We start from the raw sequence: 26,730 nt of genomic DNA on the forward strand, positions 1-26,730 counted from the left end.
CCGAGAAGTTACGGAGAGTAAAAATGAAAGTTCGTGCTTCCGTCAAGAAATTATGCCGTAACTGCAAAATCGTTAAGCGTGATGGTGTCATCCGTGTGATTTGCAGTGCCGAGCCGAAGCATAAACAGCGCCAAGGCTGATTTTTTCGCATATTTTTCTTGCAAAGTTGGATTGAGCTGGCTAGATTAGCCAGCCAATCTTTTGTATGTCTGTACGTTTCCATTTGAGTATCCTGAAAACGGGCTTTTCAGCATGGTGCGTACATATTAAATAGTAGGAGTGCATAGTGGCCCGTATAGCAGGCATTAACATTCCTGATCACAAACATACCGTTATCGCTTTAACCGCTATTTTCGGTATCGGCAAAACCCGTTCTAAAGCCATCTGCGCTGAAACGGGCATCGCTGAAAATGTTAAGATCAGTGAGCTGTCTGAAGAACAAATTGATATTCTGCGTGAAGCAGTAGGTAAATTTGTCGTTGAAGGTGATCTGCGCCGTGAAATCACCCTGAGCATCAAGCGTCTGATGGACCTTGGTTGCTACCGTGGTTTGCGTCATCGTCGTGGTCTCCCGGTTCGCGGTCAGCGTACCAAGACCAACGCACGTACCCGTAAGGGTCCGCGTAAACCGATCAAGAAATAATCGGGGTGATTGAATAATGGCAAAGGCACCAATTCGTGCACGTAAGCGTGTAAGAAAACAAGTCTCTGACGGCGTGGCTCATATCCATGCTTCTTTTAACAACACCATCGTTACCATCACTGATCGTCAGGGTAACGCACTGGGTTGGGCAACAGCCGGTGGTTCCGGTTTCCGTGGTTCTCGCAAATCCACTCCGTTCGCAGCTCAGGTTGCAGCAGAGCGTTGCGCAGAAGCCGTAAAAGAATACGGCATCAAGAATCTGGAAGTTATGGTCAAAGGTCCGGGTCCGGGTCGCGAATCTACCATTCGTGCACTGAACGCCGCTGGTTTCCGCATCACTAATATTACTGATGTGACTCCGATCCCTCATAACGGTTGTCGTCCGCCGAAAAAACGTCGCGTATAACGCTGCGTTTTCCAGGTTAGTTGGAGAAAGAAAATGGCAAGATATTTGGGTCCTAAGCTCAAGCTGAGCCGTCGTGAGGGCACCGACTTATTCCTTAAGTCTGGCGTTCGCGCGATCGATACCAAGTGTAAAATTGAACAAGCTCCTGGCCAGCACGGTGCGCGTAAGCCGCGTCTGTCTGACTATGGTGTGCAGTTGCGTGAAAAGCAAAAAGTTCGCCGTATGTACGGTGTGCTGGAGCGTCAGTTCCGTAACTACTATAAAGAAGCAGCACGTCTGAAAGGCAACACCGGTGAAAACCTGTTGGCTCTGCTGGAAGGTCGTCTGGACAACGTTGTATACCGTATGGGCTTCGGCGCCACTCGTGCTGAAGCACGCCAGCTGGTTAGCCACAAAGCGATTATGGTAAACGGTCGTGTTGTTAACATCGCTTCTTATCAGGTTAAAGCGAATGACGTTGTCAGCATTCGTGAGAAAGCGAAAAAGCAATCTCGCGTGAAAGCCGCTCTGGAGCTGGCTGAGCAGCGTGAAAAGCCAACCTGGCTGGAAGTTGATGCTGGCAAGATGGAAGGTACGTTCAAGCGTCAGCCGGAGCGTTCTGATCTGTCTGCGGACATTAACGAACACCTGATCGTCGAGCTTTACTCCAAGTAAAGCTTAGTACCAAAGAGAGGACACAATGCAGGGTTCTGTGACAGAGTTTCTAAAACCGCGCCTGGTCGATATCGAGCAAGTGAGTTCGACGCACGCCAAGGTGACCCTTGAGCCTTTAGAGCGTGGCTTCGGCCATACTCTGGGTAACGCACTGCGCCGTATTCTGCTCTCATCGATGCCGGGTTGCGCGGTGACCGAGGTTGAGATTGATGGTGTACTGCACGAGTACAGCACCAAAGAAGGCGTTCAGGAAGACATCCTTGAAATCCTGCTCAACCTGAAAGGGCTGGCGGTGAGAGTTCAGGGTAAAGATGAAGTCATCCTTACTTTGAATAAATCTGGCATTGGCCCTGTGACCGCAGCCGACATTACCCACGACGGTGATGTCGAAATCGTCAAGCCGCAGCACGTGATTTGCCACCTGACTGATGAGAACGCTGCTATTAGCATGCGTATCAAAGTTCAGCGCGGTCGCGGTTATGTGCCGGCTTCTGCCCGAATTCATTCGGAAGAAGATGAGCGCCCAATCGGCCGTCTGCTGGTCGACGCCTGCTACAGCCCTGTAGAGCGTATTGCCTACAATGTTGAAGCTGCGCGTGTAGAACAGCGTACCGACCTGGACAAGCTGGTCATCGAAATGGAAACCAACGGCACAATCGATCCTGAAGAGGCGATTCGTCGTGCGGCAACCATCCTGGCTGAACAACTGGAAGCTTTTGTTGACCTACGTGATGTACGTCAGCCAGAAGTGAAAGAAGAGAAACCAGAATTCGATCCGATCCTGCTGCGCCCTGTTGACGATCTGGAATTGACTGTCCGCTCTGCTAACTGCCTCAAGGCAGAAGCTATCCACTATATCGGTGATCTGGTACAGCGTACCGAGGTTGAGTTGCTGAAAACGCCGAACCTGGGTAAAAAATCTCTTACTGAGATTAAAGACGTGCTGGCTTCCCGTGGACTGTCTCTGGGCATGCGCCTGGAAAACTGGCCACCAGCAAGCATTGCTGACGAGTAACCGGATCACAGGTTAAGGTTTTACTGAGAAGGATAAGGTCATGCGCCATCGTAAGAGTGGTCGTCAACTGAACCGCAACAGCAGCCATCGCCAGGCTATGTTCCGTAACATGGCAGGTTCGCTGGTTCGTCATGAAATCATCAAGACGACCCTGCCGAAAGCGAAAGAACTGCGTCGCGTAGTTGAGCCGCTGATTACTCTTGCCAAGACTGATAGCGTTGCTAATCGTCGTCTGGCATTCGCCCGCACTCGTGATAACGAGATCGTGGCAAAACTGTTTAACGAGCTGGGCCCGCGTTTCGCGAGCCGCGCCGGTGGTTACACTCGCATTCTGAAGTGTGGCTTCCGTGCAGGCGACAACGCGCCGATGGCATACATCGAGCTGGTTGATCGTGCTGAGCCGAAAGCAGAAGCTGCTGCAGAGTAATCTGTAGTAACGTAAAAAAACCCGCCCAGGCGGGTTTTTTTATATCTACCCCATCCCCATTTCACTACACTATCTGTACTCTTTTTGTTCATCCCCTGGAGCCGTAGAATGTGGTTGCTGGATCAGTGGGCGGAACGTCATATCCTCGATGCCCAAACCAAAGGTGAGTTCGATAATTTACCCGGCAGCGGAGAACCGCTGACTCTCGATGACGATTCACATGTGCCGGTGGAGTTGCGGGCAGGCTATCGCCTTCTGAAAAATGCAGGATGTCTTCCTCCGGAACTAGAGCAACGCAAAGAAGCGTTGGCTCTGGCAGACTTACTGAATGGCGTCCGTCAGGACGATCCGCGTCATGCCGAACTTAGCAAACGCCTTGCCCTGCTCGAGCTGAAGTTACGTCAGGCAGGTCTGAACACCGACTTTTTACGCGGTGAGTACGCCGATGCGTTGCTGCAAAAAATAAATCAGGAGTAAATATGTATCGTATTGGTGAATTGGCAAAACTGGCTGACGTGACGCCTGATACCATCCGCTACTATGAAAAGCAGCAGATGATGGATCATGACATACGCACCGAGGGAGGATTTCGTCTGTACTCGGATAACGATCTTCAACGGCTGCGCTTTATTCGTTATGCCCGACAACTGGGTTTCACCCTGGAAGCGATCCGCGAATTATTGTCGATCCGCATCGATCCGGAGCATCATACCTGTCAGGAGTCGAAGGGGATCGTTCAGGCGCGATTAAGTGAAGTCGAGGCGCGGATTAAAGAGCTACAGACGATGCGCCGCTCTCTGCAGCGGCTCAACGATGCCTGTTGCGGCACTGCCCACAGCAGCGTTTACTGTTCTATCCTTGAGGCCCTTGAACAAGGGGCCAGCAACGGCAATGGCGGACGTTGATTTTTTAAACGCGCGGATCTACACTCGCGCCGAGTTTATACATATACCGGAGTAACTATGAGTCGCTATCAGCATACTAAAGGACAAATTAAAGATAACGCCATTGAGGCACTTCTCCACGATCCGTTATTCAGGCAGCGCGTAGAGAAAAACAAGAAAGGGAAAGGAAGCTATCAACGTAAAGATAAACATGCAGGAAGGATTGATCGGGAGGCCAGTGGCAAGCAAGCGAATCGCTTTTTTACCACTGGCCTTCTGCTTTCTCTGCTGATTAAGAACGGTTGTTTTGTTCTTTCAGCAGATCGCGAATTTCGCTCAGCAGAACTTCTTCTTTAGAGGGGGCTGGCGGTGCCGTCGGAGCCTCTTCTTTCTTACGATTTAACTTATTCATCAATTTAATCGCCATGAAGATGGCAAACGCGACGATGATGAAATCGAAAACGTTCTGAATGAATACCCCATAATGCATCACCACAGCCGGGACATCGCCCTGGGCATCACGTAGCGTGACGGCAAACTGTTTAAAATCGATCCCGCCAATCAACAGGCCGAGTGGCGGCATAATAATATCCGCGACCAGTGATGAAACAATTTTACCGAATGCTGCACCGATGATCACACCCACTGCCAAATCGACAACGTTCCCGCGCATCGCGAATTCGCGAAACTCTTTTAAAAAACTCATTTTATTCTCCTTGTGCCAGCTGACGTTGTAAGTTTAACAAATGTATTTTCATTTGCCATTCCCAGCAGATAGTTACTGCAAAATATTAACCTTTGAATAATAAGGGATAATAAAAAGGCGCCTGTTCGGCGCCCTGGGAATTACAGGAAGAAAGGACTTGGCTGGAACAGCCTTTCGACATCGGAAATAAACTTCTTATCGGTCAAAAACATGATCACATGGTCGCCCTGCTCGATCCGTAGATTATTATTGGCGATCATCACGTCATTGCCCCGCACGACGGCGCCGATGATCGTGCCCGGTGGAAGTTTGATCTCATCGATCGAACGCCCGACTACCCGGGAGGTGCTCTCATCGCCGTGCGCGACTGCCTCAATCGCTTCTGCAACGCCGCGGCGCAAGGAGGAGACGCCGACAATATCGGCTTTACGGACATGACTGAGGAGTGCGGAAATTGTGGCCTGCTGAGGCGAAATCGCAATATCGATGACGCTACCCTGGACCAGATCCACGTAGGCTCTGCGCTGGATTAGCACCATCACTTTTTTCGCGCCCATTCGCTTGGCCAACATAGCCGACATAATATTGGCTTCGTCGTCGTTAGTGACGGCAATAAACAGGTCCACCTGGTCAATATGCTCTTCAGCCAACAGCTCCTGGTCCGATGCATCCCCGTAGAAGACGATAGTATGCTGCAGCTTTTCCGCTAGCTCAGCGGCTCGCTGCTGATTACGTTCGATAAGCTTAACGCTGTAATCTTTTTCCAGCTTATGGGCCAGACCCGCGCCAATATTGCCCCCGCCGACCAGCATAATACGCTTATACGGCTTTTCCAGTCGCTGCAGTTCGCTCATGACCGCGCGAATATGCTGCGAGGCGGCAATAAAGAAGACTTCATCTCCGGCCTCGACAATCGTCGAGCCCTGCGGGCGGATGGGGCGATCGTGGCGGAAAATGGCGGCCACGCGCGTATCGATATGCGGCATATGCTCCCGCATAGTGGATAAGGCATTCCCCACCAGCGGGCCACCATAATAGGCTTTTACTACCGCGAGACTGACTTTTCCTTCTGCGAAGTTCACGACCTGCAGCGCGCCGGGATATTCGATCAGACGGTGGATGTTGTCGATGACCAGTTGTTCCGGAGCGATTAAGTGATCGATGGGTACCGCTTCAGAGTTGAAGAGCTTTTCCGCATCACGAACGTAATCAGGCGCACGAATACGCGCTATGCGGTTTGGCGTATTGAACAATGAGTAAGCGACCTGGCAGGCCACCATGTTGGTTTCGTCCGAACTAGTGACCGCTACCAGCATATCGGCATCATCGGCCCCCGCCTCACGCAGTACGCGAGGGTGAGAGCCATGCCCCTGGACGACACGCAGGTCGAACTTATCCTGCAGGCTGCGCAGACGGTCGCCATTGGTATCAACCAGCGTAATATCATTGTTCTCGCCGACGAGGTTTTCCGCCAGCGTGCCGCCGACCTGGCCGGCGCCCAGAATAATAATCTTCATCTGCAGTGACCCATTAGTTCCGACGTTTGATTAGCTTAGCGTAAAAGAAGCCATCACCTTCTTCCACGCCCGGCAGATTTTGCTGCCCGGGGCTCGCCGGCGTGCCGGTTGCGTGAAGTTCTGCATCCGGAGTTCGCGCGAGGAAAGCGGCAATTTGCTGACTGTTCTCTTCCGGCAGAATAGAACAGGTTGCGTAAACCAGCGTGCCGCCTGGCTTCAGGTGCGTCCAGGTGGCATTGAGGATCTCGGCCTGCAGTTGGGCTAACTCGGCGATATCCCGATCCCGGCGCAGCCATTTGATATCCGGATGGCGGCGAATAACGCCGGTTGCGGAGCAGGGGGCATCCAGCAGAATACGATCGAACTGCTCATTGCCACACCACTGCTCAGGGAAGCGGCCATCGCCCTGCTTGACTTCGGCTTTCTTGCCCAGCCGTTTCAGGTTGTCATAGACGCGGGACAGACGCTGTTCATCAATATCCACTGCCATAACCTGAGCCTGGGGAGCGACTTCCAGAATATGCGTCGTCTTCCCGCCCGGCGCCGCGCAGAGATCGAGAATGCGTTCGCCATTTTCCGGTTGCAGGTAGCGCATACAGCCCTGAGCCGAGGCATCCTGGACGGTCACCCAGCCTTCGGCAAAGCCTGGTAACGCGTGGACCGGAGCAGGGGTGGCCAGGCGTACGGCGTCCGGATAATCAGGGTGGGTAAAGCCCTCTAAACCGGTCTCGTTAAGCAGGGCAAGCCACTCATCCCGGGAATGATGGCTGCGGTTAACGCGCAGCCACATCGGCGGGCGCTGGTTGTTCGCCTCGACGATCTCCTGCCACTGCTCCGGCCAGGCCTGCTGCAGGCGTTTCAGCAGCCATTTGGGATGAAGATAGCGGTTTTCATGCTCAGCAAATTCGGCTAACAACGCTTCCTGCTGGCGCTGGAACTGGCGTAGCACGCCGTTGATTAGCCCTTTAAGCTGCGGGCGTTTAATGGCCACCGCGCCTTCTACCGTTTCCGCCAGCGCGGCATGCGGGGGAATGCGGGTGTAGAGTAACTGATAGAGACCAACCATGATCAGAAAGTGCACGGTGCGCTGTTTGCCGGTCATCGGACGCGCCATCAGCTTGCTGATAAGCCACTCCAGCTGGCTTAGAGTACGTAGTACACCAAAGCACAACTCCTGCAGTAGCGCTTTATCTTTATCGCTGACTTTCTGCTGTAGAGGGGGCAGTACGTTGCTTAAAGACTGCCCTTTTTCAACAACTTGCTCGATAGCCTGGGCGGCCAGGCTGCGTAAATTTATATTCTTTTTCATAAGCGCAAAAATAAAAATGCCCGGCGAACCCGGGCTTCAGAAGAGACGACCGTCAGGCGAGACGGGTGCCAGGGATAAACCACTCCCGGCGGGAATTGAGTAAGTCCTGGGCGCTCATCGCTTTTTTACCCGCAGGCTGTAGCGACTCCAGGCTGAGGATCCCATCCCCCGTGGCGACCTGAATACCCTGTTTGGTTGCTGCTACGATAGTACCCGGTTCGGCGTGAGCGGCTTCGGCGATGACCGATGCTCGCCACACTTTTACCGGTTGTCCGTCAATTTCCAGCCAGCTCATTGGCCACGGATTAAACGCGCGGATGCAGCGTTCCAACTGCGCAGCGGAAAGCGACCAATCGATACGAGCCTCTTCTTTACTCAGCTTTTCGGCATGGCACACCAGCGATTCATCTTGTACTTCAGGCCGTGCGGTGCCGTTGGCCAGCTGGGCTAACGTTGCCAGCAGCCCCTGAGGGCCGAGCTCGGCCAGCTTATCGTACAGGCTGCCGCTGGTATCCTCTGCGGTAATGGGGCAGGAAAGCTTATACAGCATATCCCCCGTATCAAGGCCGACGTCCATCTGCATGATGGTTACGCCAGTTTCGCTATCCCCCGCCCACAGTGAACGCTGAATAGGCGCTGCGCCACGCCAGCGCGGTAGCAGCGAGCCGTGAACGTTGATACAGCCCAGACGGGGCATCTCCAGCACCGCTTTAGGCAGAATCAGACCGTACGCCACTACCACCATAATATCGGCGCCGAGATCGGCGACTAACCGCTGGTTATCCTGCGGACGCAGGGAGGATGGCTGGAACACAGGTAAGTTATGGGCTTCTGCCAGCACTTTTACCGGGCTTGGCATCAATTTTTTGCCGCGACCAGCAGGGCGATCAGGCTGAGTGAATACGCCAACAACCTGATGTTCAGACGACAGCAGCGCATCAAGATGACGCGCTGCAAAATCAGGGGTGCCGGCGAAAATGATACGTAGTGATTGTGACACGGTATTCCTTGTTATCAGGCACGGGAACGTAAACGATCCAGTTTCTCTACCTTCTGACGAATGCGCTGTTGTTTGAGTGGTGACAGATAGTCAATAAACAGTTTGCCGACCAGGTGATCCATCTCATGCTGGATACAGATAGCCAGCAGGCCATCGGCCTCCAGTTCAAACGGCTTACCATCGCGATCCAGTGCCCGGATCTTCACTTTTTCCGCACGCGGGACCAGGGCGCGCTGTTCAGGAATAGACAAGCAGCCTTCTTCAATACCGGTTTCGCCATCTTTCTCCAGCATTTCCGGATTAATTAATACCAGCTGCTCTTCACGATTTTCCGACACATCAATAACGATAATGCGCTGATGGATATCGACCTGGGTTGCGGCCAGACCGATGCCTTCCTCGGCGTACATGGTGTCGAACATATCATCGACGATACGCTGAATTTCCGCATTCACTTCTTTGACCGGCTCGGCGACTTTGCGAAGGCGCTCGTCCGGAATATGTAACACTTGCAAAACTGCCATAAAGTTCCAGAGTCGTATTCAGGAGTTGATAAGATTATTAGCTCTATTCTAGACAAAACCCCCTGCAATTGACAGTCTCACTGTCCAATCGCAAAGATTGTCAATACCGCTTATGGCAGGGGGTAAGGATGACGCCCGACGAGATTTGGCTGCGGCTGATGAAGGTCAGTAGCTTGTATGGCGACAGGATGGTAGAGATCGCTCAGCGCTTATGCGCAGCCGCCAGCGTTGATCGTGAAGCGCTGCATGCCGTCGGGATGACCGCGGCGCAGGCAAAGTTATTTTTCCGGCTTGACGAGCATGAGCTTGACGAGACGCGGCGCTGGCTGGAACAACCGGATCATCATCTGTTACGGGGTGACGATCCGCGCTATCCATTGCGGTTAAAGTCTATCGCTGATTACCCCGGCGCGTTGCTGGTCAGCGGCGGCCTCGCCCTGCTTCACAGCGCGCAGCTTGCCGTTATTGGCAGTCGCTCGCACTCCTGGTATGGCGCCCGCTGGGGGAAACTGTTCAGCGAAACGCTGGCGCATAAAGGGATTACCATCACCAGTGGGCTGGCGTTAGGCATTGACGGGGTCGCGCACCGCGGCGCGCTGGCGGCGGAGGGTAAAACTATCGCGGTACTGGGCAATGGGCTGAGTCAGGTTTATCCGCGGCGCCATGCAACTCTCGCCCGGCAGATCATCGACAATGGCGGTACGCTGGTATCTGAATTTCCACTTGTTACGCCGCCGCTTCCCGCACATTTCCCCAGGCGCAACCGGATTATAAGCGGCTTAAGCCTGGGCGTGCTGGTGATTGAGGCGGCGTTGCGAAGCGGATCGCTGGTCACCGTCCGCTGCGCCCTGGAGCAGGGAAGGGATGTGTTCGCCCTGCCTGGCCCGATAGGCAATCCGGGATCGGAAGGCCCGCACTGGTTAATTAAGCAAGGCGCGGTGCCAGTGACCTCGCCAGAGGATATTGTGGAATACTGGCATAACGAGCTGGCCTGGCTGACTGATACGTCTGATTCGATAAATATTTGCGTCGATCAGCCGTCTGTAGCATTGCCATTTCCGGAGCTCCTGGCTAACGTAGGAGATGAGGTAACACCTGTTGACGTTGTCGCTGAACGTGCCGGCCAATCTGTGCCAGTAACCGTAGCTCAGCTACTTGAACTGGAGTTAGCAGGCTGGATCGCAGCTGTACCCGGCGGCTATGTCCGATTAAGGAGGGCAAGCCATGTTCGACGTACTCATGTATTTGTTTGAAACTTACATCCATAGCGAAGCAGAAATGCGCGTGGATCAGGACAAACTGACGCGGGATCTTACCGATGCGGGTTTTGAGCGGGAAGACATCTATAACGCGTTAATGTGGCTCGAGAAACTGGCTGATTATCAGGAAGGTCTCGTTGAACCCATGCAGCTCGCTTCCGACCCGCTCTCTCTTCGGGTATATACCGAAGAGGAGTGCCAGCGTCTGGATGCCAGTTGCCGGGGGTTTTTACTCTTCCTCGAGCAGATTCAGGTGTTGAACCTCGAAACGCGAGAAATGGTGATAGAGCGCGTACTGGCGCTGGATACGGCGGAATTTGAGCTGGAAGACCTGAAATGGGTCATCCTGATGGTACTGTTCAATATTCCGGGCTGTGAAAACGCCTATCAGCAAATGGAAGAATTACTCTTCGAAGTAAATGAAGGTATGCTGCATTAATCTTTTTGCAGCAACATCGAGTTGTTATGACCAAATCAGCACTGTTTTCGGTGCGTAAAAATGAGCCCTGCCCGCAGTGCGGGGCCGAACTGGTGATCCGTTCCGGGAAACATGGCCCGTTTCTCGGCTGTTCGCATTATCCGGACTGTGACTATATTCGTCCCCTGAAAAGCCAGGCGGACGGGCATATCGTTAAGGTGCTGGAGGGGCAAGAGTGCCCATCGTGCGGTGCGGTTATGGTGTTACGCCAGGGGCGTTTTGGGATGTTCATTGGCTGTAGCCGCTATCCGGAATGTGAACATACCGAGCTGATTGATAAACCCGATGAGACGGCTATCGCTTGCCCGCAGTGCGGACAAGGCCATCTGGTCCAGCGTCGTTCCCGTTTCGGTAAAACCTTTCACTCCTGCGATCGCTATCCTGATTGCCAGTTCGTTATCAATTTTAAACCGGTGGCGGGCGAATGCCCTGAATGCCATTACCCGCTGTTAATAGAAAAGAAGACGGCGCAGGGGCTCAGACGCTTCTGTGCCAGTAAACAATGTGGAAAGCCGATCCCGGCGGAATAAATCAGTGAACAATAACCTGCCCTCAGAAGCCGTCGCCCATGCCGTGGCGGTCCTGAAAAATGAACATGTCATCGCCTATCCCACCGAAGCTGTGTTTGGCGTCGGCTGCGACCCTGACAGCGAAACGGCCGTTATGCGCCTGCTGGAGCTGAAGCAGCGTCCTGTTGAGAAAGGATTGATCCTTATCGCCGCCAGCTTTGAGCAACTGAAGCCCTATATTGATGATTCACGGTTAAGTGACTCACAGCGGGAAGCCATCTTCTCTTGCTGGCCGGGACCGGTGACGTTTGTATTCCCGGCGCGTCCTGAAACGCCGCGCTGGCTGACTGGACGTTTTGATTCACTGGCCGTACGCGTGACTAACCATCCGCTGGTAATTGAATTGTGCGAAGCCTACGGAAAACCACTGGTTTCGACCAGCGCCAATCTCACCGGGCAACCACCGTGCCGTACTACCGCAGAGGTCCATGCTCAGTTTGGCGACAGCTTCCCGGTGGTGGATGGCGCCACGGGCGGCCGGCAAAACCCATCTGAAATCCGTGATGCCCTGACGGGTGAACTGTTCCGCCAGGGGTGAACCATGGAAACCTATGCCGTTTTTGGTAATCCGATCGCGCACAGCAAGTCGCCTGCTATTCATCAGCTGTTTGCCCGCCAGTTAGGAATTACTCATCCTTATGGACGTGTACTGGCGCCGCTGGACGATTTTGTCTCTTCTCTGAATCAGTTCTTTGCAGAAGGAGGAAAGGGGGCCAACGTCACCGTTCCTTTTAAAGAGGAAGCCTTTGCGCGTGCCGACGAACTGACAGAACGCGCAGCGCTGGCGGGAGCAGTAAACACCCTGAAACGCCTGGAAGATGGCCGTTTACTGGGGGACAACACCGACGGTATTGGTCTTCTGAGCGATCTGGAACGCCTGGGATTCATTAAGCCACGCCAACGGATCCTGCTTGTTGGTGCTGGTGGGGCATCTCGCGGGGTTCTTTTGCCGCTTCTGTCGCTGGGATGCGCCGTCACGATCGTGAATCGCACCTATTCTCGTGCCCGTGAGTTAGCCACTCTCTTCGCCCATACCGGGAGCGTTAGCGCAAGGGAGATGGATACCTTATCCGGGGAAACATTCGATCTGATCGTCAATGCGACGTCCAGTGGAATAGACGGTGATGTACCAGCTATCCCGGCATCTATTGTCAACGCTGACGTATATTGCTATGACATGTTTTACCAGAAAGGGCCGACACCGTTTCTTCACTGGTGCCAGCAATATGGCGCAGTCCACTGTGCCGATGGGCTGGGAATGCTGGTGGCGCAAGCCGCCCATGCTGTTCTGCTATGGCACGGCGTTCTGCCGGCTATCGCTCCGGTCATTGAAACGCTGCAGCAGGAACTGAATGCATGAATCAGGCGATTCAGTTTCCTGACCGGGAATCATGGGATGCCGAACGGCAGGGCGTGGTTTTTCCCGCGCTGGTGAATGGGATGCAATTAACCTGCGCAATTTCAGGGCAAATCTTGCAGCAGCGTTTCGGCGCAGAGGGGCCAGCGCAGTGGCTGGCCGCCTTCCAGGAACATCGTTGGGATCTAGAGGAAGAAGCAGAAGCATTGATCCGCGATGGTCAGGAAGATGCTCAGGGCTGGATCTGGTTATCCTGATCCAGGTACTCATTTTTCCATTTCACATAGTTATTTGCTGAATACTTGAGTCCTTCCCGTTCCGCCTCTGTCAGGGGGCGGATCTGTTTGACCGGATTGCCAAAGTAAAGGTAGCCGCTTTCCAGCTGTTTGTTCTGCGGTACCAGACTGCCCGCACCAATCATGACGTCATCGCCAACGACGACACCATCTAATATGATCGAACCCATGCCAACCAGTACCCGGTTGCCGATAGTGCAGCCGTGCAGCATCACTTTATGACCAACAGTTACATCCTCACCAATGATCAGCGGATTTCCCTCCGGCTTATAAGAGGACTTATGGGTCACATGGAGAACGCTACCGTCCTGAATATTGCTGCGTTGACCTATCGATACATAGTTGACGTCGCCGCGAATGGCCACCAGAGGCCAGACGCTGACGTCATCGGCAATTCTGACATCGCCGATGACGACGCTGGATGCGTCAATCATGACGCGAAGGCCGATTTGTGGGAAAAATGCTTTGTAGGGGCGCAGCTGAGCAGACATATAGACCTCAAAATACGGGAACGTAAGAAGACTTTGGTGGCTTTTATCTCCCTGTGCAACCCCTGAAAACGGTGAAAATTGAGCAAATCGTGCAATTACACGGCGAAAAGGGTGAAAAATCACCATTCAGAAAAAAAGATCGAAAAAAGGCTTGTGCAAAAAAATGGGATCCCTATAATGCGCACCCACTGACACGGCAGATGTGAATCACTTCACACAAACAGCCGGTTCGGTTGCAGAGAAAAATCCTGAAAAACGGGTTGACTCTGAAAGAGGAAAGCGTAATATACGCCACCTCGCGACAGAGCGCTAAAGCGCGTCGCAACTGCTCTTTAACAATTTATCAGACAATCTGTGTGGGCACTCAAAGTGACATGGATTCTTAACGTCCTCGGACGAAAAATGAATACCAAGTCTCAAGAGTGAACACGTAATTCATTACGAAGTTTAATTCTTTGAGCATCAAACTTAAATTGAAGAGTTTGATCATGGCTCAGATTGAACGCTGGCGGCAGGCCTAACACATGCAAGTCGAGCGGTAGCACAGAGAGCTTGCTCTCGGGTGACGAGCGGCGGACGGGTGAGTAATGTCTGGGAAACTGCCTGATGGAGGGGGATAACTACTGGAAACGGTAGCTAATACCGCATAACGTCGCAAGACCAAAGTGGGGGACCTTCGGGCCTCATGCCATCAGATGTGCCCAGATGGGATTAGCTAGTAGGTGGGGTAACGGCTCACCTAGGCGACGATCCCTAGCTGGTCTGAGAGGATGACCAGCCACACTGGAACTGAGACACGGTCCAGACTCCTACGGGAGGCAGCAGTGGGGAATATTGCACAATGGGCGCAAGCCTGATGCAGCCATGCCGCGTGTGTGAAGAAGGCCTTCGGGTTGTAAAGCACTTTCAGCGGGGAGGAAGGCGTTAAGGTTAATAACCTTGGCGATTGACGTTACCCGCAGAAGAAGCACCGGCTAACTCCGTGCCAGCAGCCGCGGTAATACGGAGGGTGCAAGCGTTAATCGGAATTACTGGGCGTAAAGCGCACGCAGGCGGTCTGTCAAGTCGGATGTGAAATCCCCGGGCTCAACCTGGGAACTGCATTCGAAACTGGCAGGCTAGAGTCTTGTAGAGGGGGGTAGAATTCCAGGTGTAGCGGTGAAATGCGTAGAGATCTGGAGGAATACCGGTGGCGAAGGCGGCCCCCTGGACAAAGACTGACGCTCAGGTGCGAAAGCGTGGGGAGCAAACAGGATTAGATACCCTGGTAGTCCACGCCGTAAACGATGTCGATTTGGAGGTTGTGCCCTTGAGGCGTGGCTTCCGGAGCTAACGCGTTAAATCGACCGCCTGGGGAGTACGGCCGCAAGGTTAAAACTCAAATGAATTGACGGGGGCCCGCACAAGCGGTGGAGCATGTGGTTTAATTCGATGCAACGCGAAGAACCTTACCTGGTCTTGACATCCACAGAACTTTCCAGAGATGGATTGGTGCCTTCGGGAACTGTGAGACAGGTGCTGCATGGCTGTCGTCAGCTCGTGTTGTGAAATGTTGGGTTAAGTCCCGCAACGAGCGCAACCCTTATCCTTTGTTGCCAGCGGTTCGGCCGGGAACTCAAAGGAGACTGCCAGTGATAAACTGGAGGAAGGTGGGGATGACGTCAAGTCATCATGGCCCTTACGACCAGGGCTACACACGTGCTACAATGGCATATACAAAGAGAAGCGACCTCGCGAGAGCAAGCGGACCTCATAAAGTATGTCGTAGTCCGGATTGGAGTCTGCAACTCGACTCCATGAAGTCGGAATCGCTAGTAATCGTAGATCAGAATGCTACGGTGAATACGTTCCCGGGCCTTGTACACACCGCCCGTCACACCATGGGAGTGGGTTGCAAAAGAAGTAGGTAGCTTAACCTTCGGGAGGGCGCTTACCACTTTGTGATTCATGACTGGGGTGAAGTCGTAACAAGGTAACCGTAGGGGAACCTGCGGTTGGATCACCTCCTTACCTTAAAGAACCTGCCTTTGTAGTGTCCACACAGATTGTTTGATAAATAATAAATTTCAAAATGTACTGCGAAGTGCATTGTGAAATTTTGCTCTTTAAAAATCTGGATCAAGCTGAAAATTGAAACGACACACAGTCAATGTGTGTTCGAGTCTCTCAAATTTTCGCGACACGATGATGTTTTACGAAACATCTTCGGGTTGTGAGGTTAAGCGACTAAGCGTACACGGTGGATGCCCTGGCAGTCAGAGGCGATGAAGGACGTGCTAATCTGCGAAAAGCGTCGGTAAGGTGATATGAACCGTTATAACCGGCGATGTCCGAATGGGGAAACCCAGTGTGATTCGTCACACTATCGTTAACTGAATACATAGGTTAACGAGGCGAACCGGGGGAACTGAAACATCTAAGTACCCCGAGGAAAAGAAATCAACCGAGATTCCCCCAGTAGCGGCGAGCGAACGGGGAGCAGCCCAGAGTCTGAATCAGCTTGTGTGTTAGTGGAACGGTCTGGAAAGTCCGACGGTACAGGGTGATAGTCCCGTACACCAAAATGCACAGGTTGTGAACTCGAAGAGTAGGGCGGGACACGTGGTATCCTGTCTGAATATGGGGGGACCATCCTCCAAGGCTAAATACTCCTGACTGACCGATAGTGAACCAGTACCGTGAGGGAAAGGCGAAAAGAACCCCGGCGAGGGGAGTGAAAAAGAACCTGAAACCGTGTACGTACAAGCAGTGGGAGCACCTTCGGGTGTGACTGCGTACCTTTTGTATAATGGGTCAGCGACTTATATTCTGTAGCAAGGTTAACCGTATAGGGGAGCCGCAGGGAAACCGAGTCTTAACTGGGCGTTAAGTTGCAGGGTATAGACCCGAAACCCGGTGATCTAGCCATGGGCAGGTTGAAGGTTGGGTAACACTAACTGGAGGACCGAACCGACTAATGTTGAAAAATTAGCGGATGACTTGTGGCTGGGGGTGAAAGGCCAATCAAACCGGGAGATAGCTGGTTCTCCCCGAAAGCTATTTAGGTAGCGCCTCGTGAATTCATCTTCGGGGGTAGAGCACTGTTTCGGCTAGGGGGTCATCCCGACTTACCAACCCGATGCAAACTACGAATACCGAAGAATGTTATCACGGGAGACACACGGCGGGTGCTAACGTCCGTCGTGAAGAGGGAAACAACCCAGACCGCCAGCTAAGGTCCCAAAGTCATGGTTAAGTGGGAAACGATGTGGGAAGGCACAGACAGCCAGGATGTTGGCTTAGAAGCAGCCATCATTTAAAGAAAGCGTAATAGCTCACTGGTCGAGTCGGCCTGCGCGGAAGATGTAACGGGGCTAAACCATGCACCGAAGCTGCGGCAGCGACACGATGTGTTGTTGGGTAGGGGAGCGTTCTGTAAGCCTGCGAAGGTGTGCTGTGAGGCATGCTGGAGGTATCAGAAGTGCGAATGCTGACATAAGTAACGATAAAGCGGGTGAAAAGCCCGCTCGCCGGAAGACCAAGGGTTCCTGTCCAACGTTAATCGGGGCAGGGTGAGTCGACCCCTAAGGCGAGGCCGAAAGGCGTAGTCGATGGGAAACAGGTTAATATTCCTGTACTTGGTGTTACTGCGAAGGGGGGACGGAGAAGGCTATGTTAGCCGGGCGACGGTTGTCCCGGTTTAAGCATGTAGGCTGGTTATCCAGGCAAATCCGGATAATCAAGGCTGAGGTGTGATGACGAGGCACTACGGTGCTGAAGTAACAAATGCCCTGCTTCCAGGAAAAGCCTCTAAGCATCAGGTAACATCAAATCGTACCCCAAACCGACACAGGTGGTCAGGTAGAGAATACCAAGGCGCTTGAGAGAACTCGGGTGAAGGAACTAGGCAAAATGGTGCCGTAACTTCGGGAGAAGGCACGCTGGTGTGTAGGTGAAGTCCCTGCGGATGGAGCTGAGACCAGTCGAAGATACCAGCTGGCTGCAACTGTTTATTAAAAACACAGCACTGTGCAAACACGAAAGTGGACGTATACGGTGTGACGCCTGCCCGGTGCCGGAAGGTTAATTGATGGGGTTATCCGTAAGGAGAAGCTCTTGATCGAAGCCCCGGTAAACGGCGGCCGTAACTATAACGGTCCTAAGGTAGCGAAATTCCTTGTCGGGTAAGTTCCGACCTGCACGAATGGCGTAATGATGGCCAGGCTGTCTCCACCCGAGACTCAGTGAAATTGAACTCGCTGTGAAGATGCAGTGTACCCGCGGCAAGACGGAAAGACCCCGTGAACCTTTACTATAGCTTGACACTGAACATTGAGCCTTGATGTGTAGGATAGGTGGGAGGCTTTGAAGCGTGGACGCCAGTCTGCGTGGAGCCAACCTTGAAATACCACCCTTTAATGTTTGATGTTCTAACGTTGGCCCCTGACCGGGGTTGCGGACAGTGTCTGGTGGGTAGTTTGACTGGGGCGGTCTCCTCCCAAAGCGTAACGGAGGAGCACGAAGGTTAGCTAATCCTGGTCGGACATCAGGAGGTTAGTGCAATGGCATAAGCTAGCTTGACTGCGAGCGTGACGGCGCGAGCAGGTGCGAAAGCAGGTCATAGTGATCCGGTGGTTCTGAATGGAAGGGCCATCGCTCAACGGATAAAAGGTACTCCGGGGATAACAGGCTGATACCGCCCAAGAGTTCATATCGACGGCGGTGTTTGGCACCTCGATGTCGGCTCATCACATCCTGGGGCTGAAGTAGGTCCCAAGGGTATGGCTGTTCGCCATTTAAAGTGGTACGCGAGCTGGGTTTAGAACGTCGTGAGACAGTTCGGTCCCTATCTGCCGTGGGCGCTGGAGAATTGAGGGGGGCTGCTCCTAGTACGAGAGGACCGGAGTGGACGCATCACTGGTGTTCGGGTTGTCATGCCAATGGCACTGCCCGGTAGCTAAATGCGGAAGAGATAAGTGCTGAAAGCATCTAAGCACGAAACTTGCCCCGAGATGAGTTCTCCCTGAGACTTTAAGTCTCCTGAAGGAACGTTAAAGACGATGACGTTGATAGGCCGGGTGTGTAAGCGCAGCGATGCGTTGAGCTAACCGGTACTAATGAACCGTGAGGCTTAACCTTACAACGCCGAAGATGTTTTGGCGGGTTTGAGAGAATTTTCAGCTCTGATACAGATTAATCGATACGTTGGTGAGACGTGTTGATAAAACAGAATTTGCCTGGCGGCACTAGCGCGGTGGTCCCACCTGACCCCATGCCGAACTCAGAAGTGAAACGCCGTAGCGCCGATGGTAGTGTGGGGTCTCCCCATGTGAGAGTAGGGAACTGCCAGGCATCAAATTTAGCGTGCTGATATGGCTCAGTTGGTAGAGCGCACCCTTGGTAAGGGTGAGGTCCCCAGTTCGACTCTGGGTATCAGCACCACTTTTTAGGTTAAAGTTCGGCACGTTGTAAAGAATTTGCCTGGCGACAATAGCGCGGCGGTCCCACCTGACCCCATGCCGAACTCAGAAGTGAAACGTCGTAGCGCCGATGGTAGTGTGGGGTCTCCCCATGTGAGAGTAGGGAATCGCCAGGCATCAAATAAAGCAAAAGGCCCAGTCGAAAGACTGGGCCTTTTGCTTTTGTGTTATCTGTTGTTTGCCGATGAGCTTCTTTGCTGCCCAGGGAGAATCTAACTGGCATCGATATGAACGTTGCGCAGCAACGGTCCGGAGAGAGGGACAGGACGTTCGCCATCATTGCTCACCATCAGAGTAAAGGCCCGCTCTTCGACCGGGCCTTTGGTGTTTGTTGGTTCTGAACCCTGAATCTGAAAAGTTTGCCGATAGCGATGGACGGCTCATTGCCAGCGGTCTCTGGCAACAACAACGGCTAAGAAAGCTGGCGAACTATCGTCAGGAAGAGCCTGAATGATCGCTTACTTTGGGGAATGGAGTGGAGCAGATACAGGGGATATACCTGTATCTGCGGTTGGGGAAGCGATCTAGCGGGTCAGAGCAACGATCCCTAACGTGAGGCCGGCTACCGCGGCCGCACCCCCGGCGATTGCGCCTGCGGTTTCCCAGTTGTCTTCTGTTGTGCCTTTCATACAGGTATTGGTATGGACTAAGCGGCCTTGCGAGTCATAAACCGGTACGCAGGGAGAGTCATGGGCACAGCCTGCCAGCAGAGAGGCCAGCAGCGCCACGATTAAATACTTTTTCATGATATTACCTCTGGATAATCCGCTGGGTTGTACTGAAAGCCAGTGCAGAACGGAATGGCTTATTTTATCACCGCGAATTGTCCGGGCCGGAGGCCGAAATCATCTCAATATATGAGCCGCGTAAATATCGTGAAGATAAGCCCGGGAATATGCAGAAAAGATGGAGAGAAAGATTGTGATTCAGCGATGCTGCGTGCGATGGCGGTTGCCAGACTGTGGCGCGTTTAGCTGGCTGCCAATATTGCATGCGAAAAAAAGCGCCCGCAAGGGGCGCCTTCAAGACATAGCCGAGTTATTCAGCGTGCCGGGTAAAGCGTCGTCTAACGACCACGAAGAACACCGGAACAAAGAAGATCGCCAGCAGCGTCGCGGTCAGCATCCCGCCCATCACGCCGGTGCCAACCGCATTCTGCGCCCCGCTGCCGGCACCATGGCTAATCACCAGCGGCATGACCCCGAGAATAAAGGCCAGAGAGGTCATCAGAATAGGCCGCAGGCGCATCCGCGATGCCTCCAGCGTGGCCTCAATGATCCCTTTCCCTTCTTTCTCCATCAGATCCTTGGCGAACTCGACGATCAGGATCGCATTCTTGGCCGACAAACCGATCGTGGTCAAGAGTCCGACCTGGAAGTAAACGTCATTATTTAGCCCACGCAGCGTGGCGGCTAACAGCGCGCCGATGACCCCCAGCGGAACCACTAACATGACTGAGAAGGGGATCGACCAGCTCTCATACAGCGCCGCCAGACACAGGAATACGACGATCAGCGAGATGGCATAGAGCGCAGGCGCCTGGTTGCCGGAGAGCCGTTCCTGGTAAGACATCCCGGTCCAGTCATAACCGATGCCGCTCGGCAGTTTACTGGCCAGCGTTTCCATCAGCGCCATGGCTTCCCCGGTACTTTTGCCTGGCGAAGCTTCACCGAGGATCTCCATAGATGGCAACCCATTGTAGCGCTCCAGGCGCGGCGAGCCATATATCCAGCGTGAAGTGACAAAGGCGGAGAACGGCACCATTTCGCCGTTGGCGCTGCGAACATACATGTTGTTAATGTCGCTCGGCAGCATACGGAAGTGGGCATCAGCCTGAACGTACACTTTTTTCACGCGGCCGCGGTCAATAAAGTCATTGACGTAGTATCCGCCCAGCGCGGCTGATATCGTTTCATTGATATCGGAGAGCGATACGCCCAGCGCCTGCGCTTTTTCCTGATCGACATCCAGTTTGAACTGAGGGGTATCTTCCAGCCCATTAGGGCGTACCCGAACCAGCTGATCCGGATGCTGTTTCACCATGCCCAGCAGTTGATTGCGCGCCTGGGTCAGAGCGGTATGACCGAGCCCGCCCTGGTCGATCAGTTCAAAGTCGAAGCCGGTGGCGGTACCCAGCTCAATAATGGCTGGCATGTTGAACGGGAAAACCATGGCGTCTTTGATCTGGCTAAAGGCTACGGTGGCCCGCTTGATGATGGACTCCACGCTGTTTTCATCGCCGCTGCGCGCTTCCCAGGGCTTCAGGCTGACAAACGCCATACCGGAGTTTTGTCCCTGGCCGCTGAAGCTGAAGCCGTTAACGGTAAAGACGCTTTCGACGTTGGCCTTCTCGTTATGCAGGTAGTAGTCTGTCACCGTATCCAGGACCTTCTGCGTGCGCTCCTGGGTAGCACCGGACGGCAGCTGGATCATGGTCAGGAAGACGCCCTGGTCTTCGTCGGGCAGAAAGGACGTGGGCAAGCGCATGAACAGCACGGCCATCCCCACGACGATCAGCAGGTAGATCACCAGATAACGGCCAGTTCCACGTAAAATACCGCTGACGCTGTTGGTATAGTGGTTAACGCTCTGGTCGAAGCGGGCGTTAAACCAGCCGAAAAATCCTTTTTTCTCATGGTGTTCAGCTGAGGCTGGCTTCAACAACGTGGCGCAGAGCGCCGGCGTCAGTACCAGCGCAACCAGCACGGAGAGCGCCATGGCGGAGACGATGGTGATTGAAAACTGACGATAAATCGCGCCGGTTGAGCCGCCGAAAAAGGCCATCGGGACAAATACTGCGGAGAGCACCATGGCGATACCCACCAGCGCTCCCTGGATCTGCGACATAGATTTTTCCGTCGCTTCTTTTGGCGAGAGCTTCTCCTCAACCATCACACGTTCGACGTTTTCCACTACTACGATAGCGTCATCGACCAGCAGACCTATCGCCAACACCATGCCAAACATTGTCAGCGTGTTGATGGAGTAGCCAAACATCGACAATACCGCGAAGGTTCCCAACAGCACCACGGGTACGGCAATGGTTGGAATGAGCGTTGCGCGCATGTTCTGCAGGAACAGATACATGACAAGAAAGACGAGAATAATTGCTTCAAAAAGCGTTTTGACCACTTCGTGAATGGAGATTTTGACGAAAGGGGTCGTATCATACGGATAGACCACCTTCATCCCCTGAGGGAAGTAGGGCTGCAGCTCGGCCAGCTTCGCTTTAATCGCGGTGGCGGTATCCAGGGCGTTGGCGCCGGTCGCAAGCTTAATACCCAGACCAGAGGCAGGTTTACCGTTAATTCTGGCGACGACGTTATAGTTCTCTCCCCCCAGCTCAATGCGGGCGACGTCTTTCAGATGGACGACAGAGCCATCGGCATTGACCCGCAGCGTGACCTTGCCAAACTCCTGCGGATCTTTGAGCCGCGTCTGAGCGATGATTGACGCGTTCAACTGCTGGCCTTTCAGCGCTGGCGTACCCCCGAGCTGACCCGCGGCGATCTGATCGTTCTGGACCTGCAGCGCATTGATGACGTCCACCGGCGTCAGGTTGTATTTATTCAGCAGGTTGCCATCCAGCCAGACGCGCATAGCGTACTGCGCGCCGAACAGCTGCACATCGCCCACGCCGTTGAGGCGGCTAATAGGATCTTTGACATTGGAGGCAACATAGTCAGAAATATCGTCCTGGGTGGTGGTCGGGTTATCAGAGATAAAGCCGGCGACCAACAGGAAGCTGCTACTGGATTTCTCGACGCTAATCCCTTGCTGCTGTACTTCCTGGGGCAGCAGCGGCGTGGCCAGCTGCAGTTTGTTTTGCACCTGTACCTGGGCAATATCGGGATCGGTACCCGATTTAAAGGTGAGCGTAATGGTTACCGAACCGGCAGAGTCGCTGGTCGACGACATATACATCAGATTGTCGATGCCGTTCATATTCTGCTCGATAACCTGAGTGACCGTATCCTGTACGGTCTGGGCATCTGCACCGGGGTAGGTGGCGGAGATCGCTACCGCAGGAGGGGCGATTGTCGGGTACTGAGCTATCGGCAGCTGCAGGATGGCCAGGCCGCCGGCAATCATCATAATGATGGCCAGCACCCAGGCGAAGACCGGTCGATGAATAAAAAACTTAGACATGGCAGGGTATCCTTATTGTGCGGCTGGCGCCGCACGCTCCGCTTCCGCTTTGACAGTGACGCCTGGACGGACTTTCTGTAAGCCGCTGACAATCACTTTATCGCCCGGCTTCAGCCCACTGGTGATAAGCCACTTATCGCCAACGGCCTGAGTCGCGACCACTTCCCGGGTTTCAACCTGGTTTTTGTCATTCACCAGCATCACGGAGGCATCACCACGCGGCGTGCGGGTCACCCCTTGCTGCGGTACCAGGATAGCCTGCGGATCGACGCCTTCGTCTATGCGGGCGCGGACGAACATCCCTGGCAGCAGGACATGCTGCGGGTTAGGGAAGATAGCGCGCAGAGTAATTGAGCCCGTACTTTCATCAACAGTGACGTCAGAAAACTGCAGTGAACCTTTGAGCGGATAGGCCTGGCCGTTCTCCATGACCAGCTCAACGCTTTTGGTATCACCGCCGCGCTGCAGGCTTTCCTGCTTAAGGCGCATGAAGTCATTACTGGACTCCGTCACGTCAACATAGATGGGATCGAGCTGCTGGACGGTAGCCAGGGCATCCGACTGGCCGTTGGTGACCAGCGCCCCTTCGGTGACGCTCGATTTACCGATGCGCCCGCTAATGGGGGAGGTTACTTTGGTGTAGGCCAGGTTGATACGGGCCGTTTCCACGGCAGCTTTGGTGGCGATGACATCGGCATCGGCCTGGCGGGCGGTGGCCACTGCCTGATCGTATTCCTGCTGGCTGATATATTTAGTACCCAGCAGTGGAACGTAGCGTTTCACCGTCAAATGGGCGATAGCGGCCGCGGCTTCGGCTTTGGCCTCATCGCCTTTGGCGCTGTTCCACGCCGCCTGGTAGGTCGCCGGATCGATCTGATAGAGCGACTGGCCTGCTTCGACATCACTTCCTTCAACAAAGTTACGCTTCAGAATGATACCGCTCACCTGGGGGCGGACTTCCGCTACGCGAAAAGCAGAGGTTCGGCCCGGCAGTTCGGTGGTGACTGATAGCGGCGCGCTGTTGACGACATGGACCGTCACCTGCGGCGCCTGCGCATGGGGTTGCTGGTTGTCAGAATTATCGCAACCGGTTAGCAATAAGGCCGAGATAATTAAACCGGATAAAAGTGTCACTCTGGCGTGAGTCGTCATGGCGGTTCCTTATAGATTACGTACCCAATCAGGCGGCGAATCTGTGAAAGAAAGAGGGAATCAAAAAGCAGTTTGCCATCCTACAAATAAACGCCGTTGGATGTAAGAGATACTTATTTTTAAGCAATCAGCAAGGCACGCAAAAACAAAAAAATGGTCACTGTAGTATTGCGATTTATCGCAATTGTAAAAGTTGATAAATAGACATTATTTCAGTGAATGTATTTTCCGGTGATATTCACTTGAATAATTAATTCTCTTTTTGCATCAGGATTAACTTGTCTGCATTTTTGCTAAATAATACTTCATGGCAAATGCTAGATTAATTCTAATTAAGAATATCCTATATTATCTGCTTATCGGGAAGTGGGGCCTTGTATGGCAAGAAAAACAAAAGAAGAGGCGCAGCGCACGCGGCAGCTCCTGATTGAGTCCGCAATCCAGCAGTTCGCCCTGCGCGGAGTAACCAACACCACCCTGACGGATATCGCCGATGCGGCGGGAGTGACTCGCGGCGCGGTGTACTGGCATTTTGCCAGTAAGACGGAGCTGTTTAATGAAATGTGGCAGCAGCAGCCGCCGCTTAGAGATTTGATTCAGCCCAGTCAGGCCATAGAGTACGAACAGGAGCCGTTAAATGCTTTACGCGAGCGGTTTATTGCAGGCCTGCGCTATATTGCTGCGAATCCTCGACAGCGCGCTCTGATGCAAATTCTTTATCAGCGCTGTGAGTTTTCCAGTGATATGCTTTCGGAATACGAAATTCGCCAACGTATTGGTTTTAATTATTCACTCATTGGCGGCATCCTGCAGTGCTGCGTGCGTAACAATATATTGCCAGCCGAAACAAACATTGAGATGATATTAATTGTTTTACACAGTGCTTTTTCCGGGCTGATTAAAAACTGGCTGCTCGATCCGCAACGCTTCGATCTTTATCAGCAGGCGCCTGCGCTGGTGGATAATATAATGGCGGTGGTCTGTGCTGCGCGTTTATCGGGAGGGCCTGCGCTACGGCTGGTGAATCAGTAATGAGTTCTGTTGGCGCAGATAATAAAAAAGGCGCTTCCCCATGCCGAAGAGCGCCTTTTATATCAAGCAAGCAACTGACTAGTATCAGTTCATGCCGTATTTTTTCAGTTTTTTACGCAGCGTACCGCGGTTGATGCCCATCATCAGAGCAGCGCGGGTCTGGTTACCACGGGTGTATTGCATCACCATGTCCAACAGGGGCTGTTCAACTTCAGCCAGTACCAGCTCATACAGGTCATTCACATCCTGACCGTTCAGTTGAGCAAAATAGTTCTTCAGTGCCTGTTTAACCGAGTCACGCAGGGGCTTTTGAGTTACCTGATCCTGAGAGTTAACGGTAGAAACGGTCAGTACGTCAGAATTTACGCGTTGTTCGAACATAGTTCTGTCAGCTCTTTATTTCTATTACGCAAAATTTTCGAAGTATGCCTCCAACGCCTCCAGCTGTTCGCTGGCATCCTCAATGGCGTTGAATGTGCGCCGAAACTGGTCATCTGGAGCATGTTCCTGAAGATACCAGGAGACGTGTTTACGCGCGATTCGGTACCCTTTTGCCTGACCATAAAAGTCATGCAACTCCCGAACGTGCGCACAAAGCAAGCGCTTCACCTCTGCCAGCGGCAGCGGGGGTAGCAGCTCTCCAGTGTCCAGATAATGCTGGATTTCCCGAAAGATCCAGGGTCTTCCCTGAGCTGCACGGCCTATCATCAGGGCATCAGCCCCTGTATAGTCGAGCACAGCTCTGGCTTTAAGCGGGTCAGTAATGTCGCCATTCGCGATAATCGGAATGGAAACTTTCTGCTTAACTGCCCGAATACTGTCGTACTCAGCGTCTCCGTTAAACAAGCAGGCGCGGGTGCGTCCGTGAATAGTCAGAGCCTGAATGCCACACTCTTCGGCCAGTTGGGCAATCTCTACGCAGTTACGGTGTTCCGGTTCCCAACCGGTGCGAATCTTGAGAGTCACAGGAACGTCCACCGCGTTAACGACCGCCGTCAGGATCGACTTCACCTGGTCGGGGTACTGCAAGAGGGCTGAACCTGCAAGCTTGCGATTCACCTTTTTCGCCGGGCATCCCATATTGATATCAATAATCTGGGCGCCGCTTTCCACGTTAATCCGCGCGGCGGCAGCCATCTCTTCCGGCACGCTACCGGCGATTTGCACGGTACGAATACCGGGCTCATCGATATGCACCATCCGTAAACGGGACTTGTCGCTCTCCCACACCTGTGGGTTAGAAGACATCATCTCGGAAACGGTTAAACCCGCTCCCATCTCGTAGCACAGCGTCCGGAATGGTCTGTCAGTAATGCCAGCCATGGGCGCTGCGATCAGGCGATTTCTGAGCTGGTGGTGTCCGATGCGCATGAGTTAAGAAATGACCATACTGTGACTGCAAG

26 protein-coding genes, 1 tRNA gene, 4 rRNA genes and 1 pseudogene are annotated in these 26,730 nt (G+C 53.3%); 21 read left to right on the forward strand and 11 right to left on the reverse strand.

Annotation, left to right across the window (positions count from 1 at the left end):
* The first annotated feature begins 23 nt into the window (after window positions 1-23).
* From rpmJ to IB144_RS02150, 9 genes are all read left to right on the forward strand, one after another.
* Window positions 24-140: a 50S ribosomal protein L36 gene (rpmJ, locus tag IB144_RS02110; RefSeq protein WP_000868187.1), complete on the forward strand. Its 117-nt coding sequence runs from the start codon at window positions 24-26 to the stop codon at window positions 138-140.
* Window positions 141-286: 146 nt separating this feature from the next.
* Window positions 287-643 carry a 30S ribosomal protein S13 gene (gene rpsM / locus IB144_RS02115; protein WP_002919259.1) on the forward strand — a complete coding sequence of 119 codons (357 nt, stop codon included), beginning with the start codon at window positions 287-289 and terminating at the stop codon, window positions 641-643.
* 16 nt (window positions 644-659) lie between these two features.
* A complete protein-coding gene (gene rpsK, locus IB144_RS02120; protein WP_002919257.1) occupies window positions 660-1,049 on the forward strand; it encodes a 30S ribosomal protein S11 in 390 nt (129 codons plus the stop codon).
* 33 nt (window positions 1,050-1,082) lie between these two features.
* Complete coding sequence (gene rpsD / locus IB144_RS02125; protein WP_002919224.1) at window positions 1,083-1,703, forward strand: 30S ribosomal protein S4; 621 nt, start codon at window positions 1,083-1,085, stop codon at window positions 1,701-1,703.
* A 25-nt stretch (window positions 1,704-1,728) separates the two neighbouring features.
* Window positions 1,729-2,718, forward strand: a complete 990-nt coding sequence (gene rpoA, locus IB144_RS02130) for a DNA-directed RNA polymerase subunit alpha (protein WP_002919219.1) — start codon at window positions 1,729-1,731, stop codon at window positions 2,716-2,718.
* 40 nt (window positions 2,719-2,758) lie between these two features.
* The gene (gene rplQ, locus IB144_RS02135) at window positions 2,759-3,145 is read left to right on the forward strand and encodes a 50S ribosomal protein L17 (RefSeq protein WP_002919206.1); all 387 of its coding nucleotides are present in this window, start codon (window positions 2,759-2,761) and stop codon (window positions 3,143-3,145) included.
* A 108-nt stretch (window positions 3,146-3,253) separates the two neighbouring features.
* Window positions 3,254-3,622: a DUF1992 domain-containing protein gene (locus IB144_RS02140; RefSeq protein WP_040216615.1), complete on the forward strand. Its 369-nt coding sequence runs from the start codon at window positions 3,254-3,256 to the stop codon at window positions 3,620-3,622.
* A gap of 2 nt (window positions 3,623-3,624) precedes the next feature.
* Window positions 3,625-4,050 (forward strand): Zn(2+)-responsive transcriptional regulator, encoded by a 426-nt coding sequence (gene zntR, locus IB144_RS02145; RefSeq protein ID WP_004185894.1) that lies wholly within the window; start codon window positions 3,625-3,627, stop codon window positions 4,048-4,050.
* Between the two features lie 57 nt (window positions 4,051-4,107).
* On the forward strand, window positions 4,108-4,386 hold the full coding sequence (locus IB144_RS02150) for a ribosome alternative rescue factor ArfA (protein ID WP_004145324.1): 279 nt from the start codon (window positions 4,108-4,110) through the stop codon (window positions 4,384-4,386).
* Here the strand turns inward: IB144_RS02150 and mscL are convergent.
* The 5 genes from mscL to def all read right to left on the reverse strand — a co-directional run bounded on the left by mscL (window position 4,322) and on the right by def (window position 9,085).
* Window positions 4,322-4,735: a large-conductance mechanosensitive channel protein MscL gene (gene mscL, locus IB144_RS02155; protein ID WP_134894650.1), complete on the reverse strand. Its 414-nt coding sequence runs from the start codon at window positions 4,733-4,735 to the stop codon at window positions 4,322-4,324. The two genes, IB144_RS02150 and mscL, sit on opposite strands and share 65 nt — an antisense overlap.
* Window positions 4,736-4,875: 140 nt before the next feature.
* The gene (gene trkA / locus IB144_RS02160; RefSeq protein WP_002919153.1) at window positions 4,876-6,252 is read right to left on the reverse strand and encodes a Trk system potassium transporter TrkA; all 1,377 of its coding nucleotides are present in this window, start codon (window positions 6,250-6,252) and stop codon (window positions 4,876-4,878) included.
* A 13-nt stretch (window positions 6,253-6,265) separates the two neighbouring features.
* Entirely contained in the window at window positions 6,266-7,561 is a 1,296-nt protein-coding gene (gene rsmB / locus IB144_RS02165) for a 16S rRNA (cytosine(967)-C(5))-methyltransferase RsmB (RefSeq protein WP_032418321.1), read from the reverse strand.
* Window positions 7,562-7,613: 52 nt separating this feature from the next.
* Entirely contained in the window at window positions 7,614-8,561 is a 948-nt protein-coding gene (fmt, locus tag IB144_RS02170; protein WP_004150007.1) for a methionyl-tRNA formyltransferase, read from the reverse strand.
* 14 nt (window positions 8,562-8,575) lie between these two features.
* Window positions 8,576-9,085, reverse strand: coding sequence for a peptide deformylase (gene def / locus IB144_RS02175; protein WP_004174081.1), 510 nt, complete (start codon window positions 9,083-9,085; stop codon window positions 8,576-8,578).
* A 128-nt stretch (window positions 9,086-9,213) separates the two neighbouring features.
* Here def and dprA point away from each other — a divergent pair, with 128 nt between their 5' ends.
* From dprA to IB144_RS02205, 6 genes are read left to right on the forward strand one after another with little or no spacing between them, the layout of a single operon-like run.
* Window positions 9,214-10,338 (forward strand): DNA-protecting protein DprA, encoded by a 1,125-nt coding sequence (dprA, locus tag IB144_RS02180; protein ID WP_032418323.1) that lies wholly within the window; start codon window positions 9,214-9,216, stop codon window positions 10,336-10,338.
* Window positions 10,310-10,783 (forward strand): DUF494 family protein Smg, encoded by a 474-nt coding sequence (gene smg / locus IB144_RS02185; RefSeq protein WP_002919137.1) that lies wholly within the window; start codon window positions 10,310-10,312, stop codon window positions 10,781-10,783. The genes dprA and smg overlap by 29 nt, the downstream gene beginning before the upstream one ends.
* Window positions 10,784-10,809: 26 nt before the next feature.
* Window positions 10,810-11,352: a type I DNA topoisomerase gene (locus IB144_RS02190; RefSeq protein ID WP_004145330.1), complete on the forward strand. Its 543-nt coding sequence runs from the start codon at window positions 10,810-10,812 to the stop codon at window positions 11,350-11,352.
* 4 nt (window positions 11,353-11,356) lie between these two features.
* Complete coding sequence (gene tsaC / locus IB144_RS02195) at window positions 11,357-11,929, forward strand: L-threonylcarbamoyladenylate synthase type 1 TsaC (RefSeq protein WP_002919132.1); 573 nt, start codon at window positions 11,357-11,359, stop codon at window positions 11,927-11,929.
* Window positions 11,930-11,932: 3 nt separating this feature from the next.
* Window positions 11,933-12,751, forward strand: coding sequence for a shikimate dehydrogenase (aroE, locus tag IB144_RS02200; RefSeq protein WP_002919126.1), 819 nt, complete (start codon window positions 11,933-11,935; stop codon window positions 12,749-12,751).
* The gene (locus IB144_RS02205; RefSeq protein WP_002919125.1) at window positions 12,748-13,005 is read left to right on the forward strand and encodes a DUF1488 domain-containing protein; all 258 of its coding nucleotides are present in this window, start codon (window positions 12,748-12,750) and stop codon (window positions 13,003-13,005) included. Before aroE ends, IB144_RS02205 begins: the two co-directional genes overlap by 4 nt.
* On the opposite strand, the gene IB144_RS02210 is transcribed toward IB144_RS02205, so the two are convergent.
* Complete coding sequence (locus tag IB144_RS02210; RefSeq protein WP_065888760.1) at window positions 12,981-13,535, reverse strand: gamma carbonic anhydrase family protein; 555 nt, start codon at window positions 13,533-13,535, stop codon at window positions 12,981-12,983. The two genes, IB144_RS02205 and IB144_RS02210, sit on opposite strands and share 25 nt — an antisense overlap.
* Window positions 13,536-14,005: 470 nt before the next feature.
* Between IB144_RS02210 and IB144_RS02215 the strand changes: the two genes are divergently transcribed.
* The 5 genes from IB144_RS02215 to rrf (IB144_RS02235) all read left to right on the forward strand — a co-directional run bounded on the left by IB144_RS02215 (window position 14,006) and on the right by rrf (IB144_RS02235) (window position 19,110).
* A 16S ribosomal RNA gene (locus IB144_RS02215) occupies window positions 14,006-15,545 on the forward strand.
* A gap of 206 nt (window positions 15,546-15,751) precedes the next feature.
* Window positions 15,752-18,653 (forward strand): 23S ribosomal RNA (locus IB144_RS02220).
* A gap of 97 nt (window positions 18,654-18,750) precedes the next feature.
* A 5S ribosomal RNA gene (gene rrf, locus IB144_RS02225) occupies window positions 18,751-18,866 on the forward strand.
* A gap of 14 nt (window positions 18,867-18,880) precedes the next feature.
* Window positions 18,881-18,956, forward strand: a tRNA-Thr gene (locus tag IB144_RS02230).
* Window positions 18,957-18,994: 38 nt separating this feature from the next.
* A 5S ribosomal RNA gene (rrf, locus tag IB144_RS02235) occupies window positions 18,995-19,110 on the forward strand.
* Together the 16S, 23S and 5S rRNA genes with 1 tRNA gene alongside form the textbook arrangement of a ribosomal RNA operon.
* A 408-nt stretch (window positions 19,111-19,518) precedes the next feature.
* On the opposite strand, the gene IB144_RS02240 is transcribed toward rrf (IB144_RS02235), so the two are convergent.
* From IB144_RS02240 to IB144_RS02250, 3 genes are all read right to left on the reverse strand, one after another.
* On the reverse strand, window positions 19,519-19,740 hold the full coding sequence (locus tag IB144_RS02240; RefSeq protein ID WP_002919103.1) for a membrane protein: 222 nt from the start codon (window positions 19,738-19,740) through the stop codon (window positions 19,519-19,521).
* Window positions 19,741-20,032: 292 nt separating this feature from the next.
* The gene (locus IB144_RS02245) at window positions 20,033-23,143 is read right to left on the reverse strand and encodes an efflux RND transporter permease subunit (RefSeq protein WP_004144975.1); all 3,111 of its coding nucleotides are present in this window, start codon (window positions 23,141-23,143) and stop codon (window positions 20,033-20,035) included.
* A 12-nt stretch (window positions 23,144-23,155) separates the two neighbouring features.
* A complete protein-coding gene (locus IB144_RS02250; RefSeq protein WP_032418324.1) occupies window positions 23,156-24,295 on the reverse strand; it encodes an efflux RND transporter periplasmic adaptor subunit in 1,140 nt (379 codons plus the stop codon).
* Window positions 24,296-24,673: 378 nt separating this feature from the next.
* Here IB144_RS02250 and envR point away from each other — a divergent pair, with 378 nt between their 5' ends.
* Window positions 24,674-25,327, forward strand: a complete 654-nt coding sequence (gene envR / locus IB144_RS02255; protein WP_004185881.1) for an acrEF/envCD operon transcriptional regulator — start codon at window positions 24,674-24,676, stop codon at window positions 25,325-25,327.
* Window positions 25,328-25,411: 84 nt separating this feature from the next.
* On the opposite strand, the gene fis is transcribed toward envR, so the two are convergent.
* A complete protein-coding gene (gene fis / locus IB144_RS02260; protein WP_000462905.1) occupies window positions 25,412-25,708 on the reverse strand; it encodes a DNA-binding transcriptional regulator Fis in 297 nt (98 codons plus the stop codon).
* A pseudogene (gene dusB, locus IB144_RS02265) lies at window positions 25,690-26,698 on the reverse strand (tRNA dihydrouridine synthase DusB). The gene fis and the pseudogene dusB overlap by 19 nt, the downstream one beginning before the upstream one ends.
* Window positions 26,699-26,730: the final 32 nt, after the last annotated feature.

This window comes from Klebsiella sp. K4 (assembly GCF_014596785.2).
In the GTDB taxonomy this organism is placed as follows: Bacteria; Pseudomonadota; Gammaproteobacteria; order Enterobacterales; family Enterobacteriaceae; genus Klebsiella; species Klebsiella pneumoniae.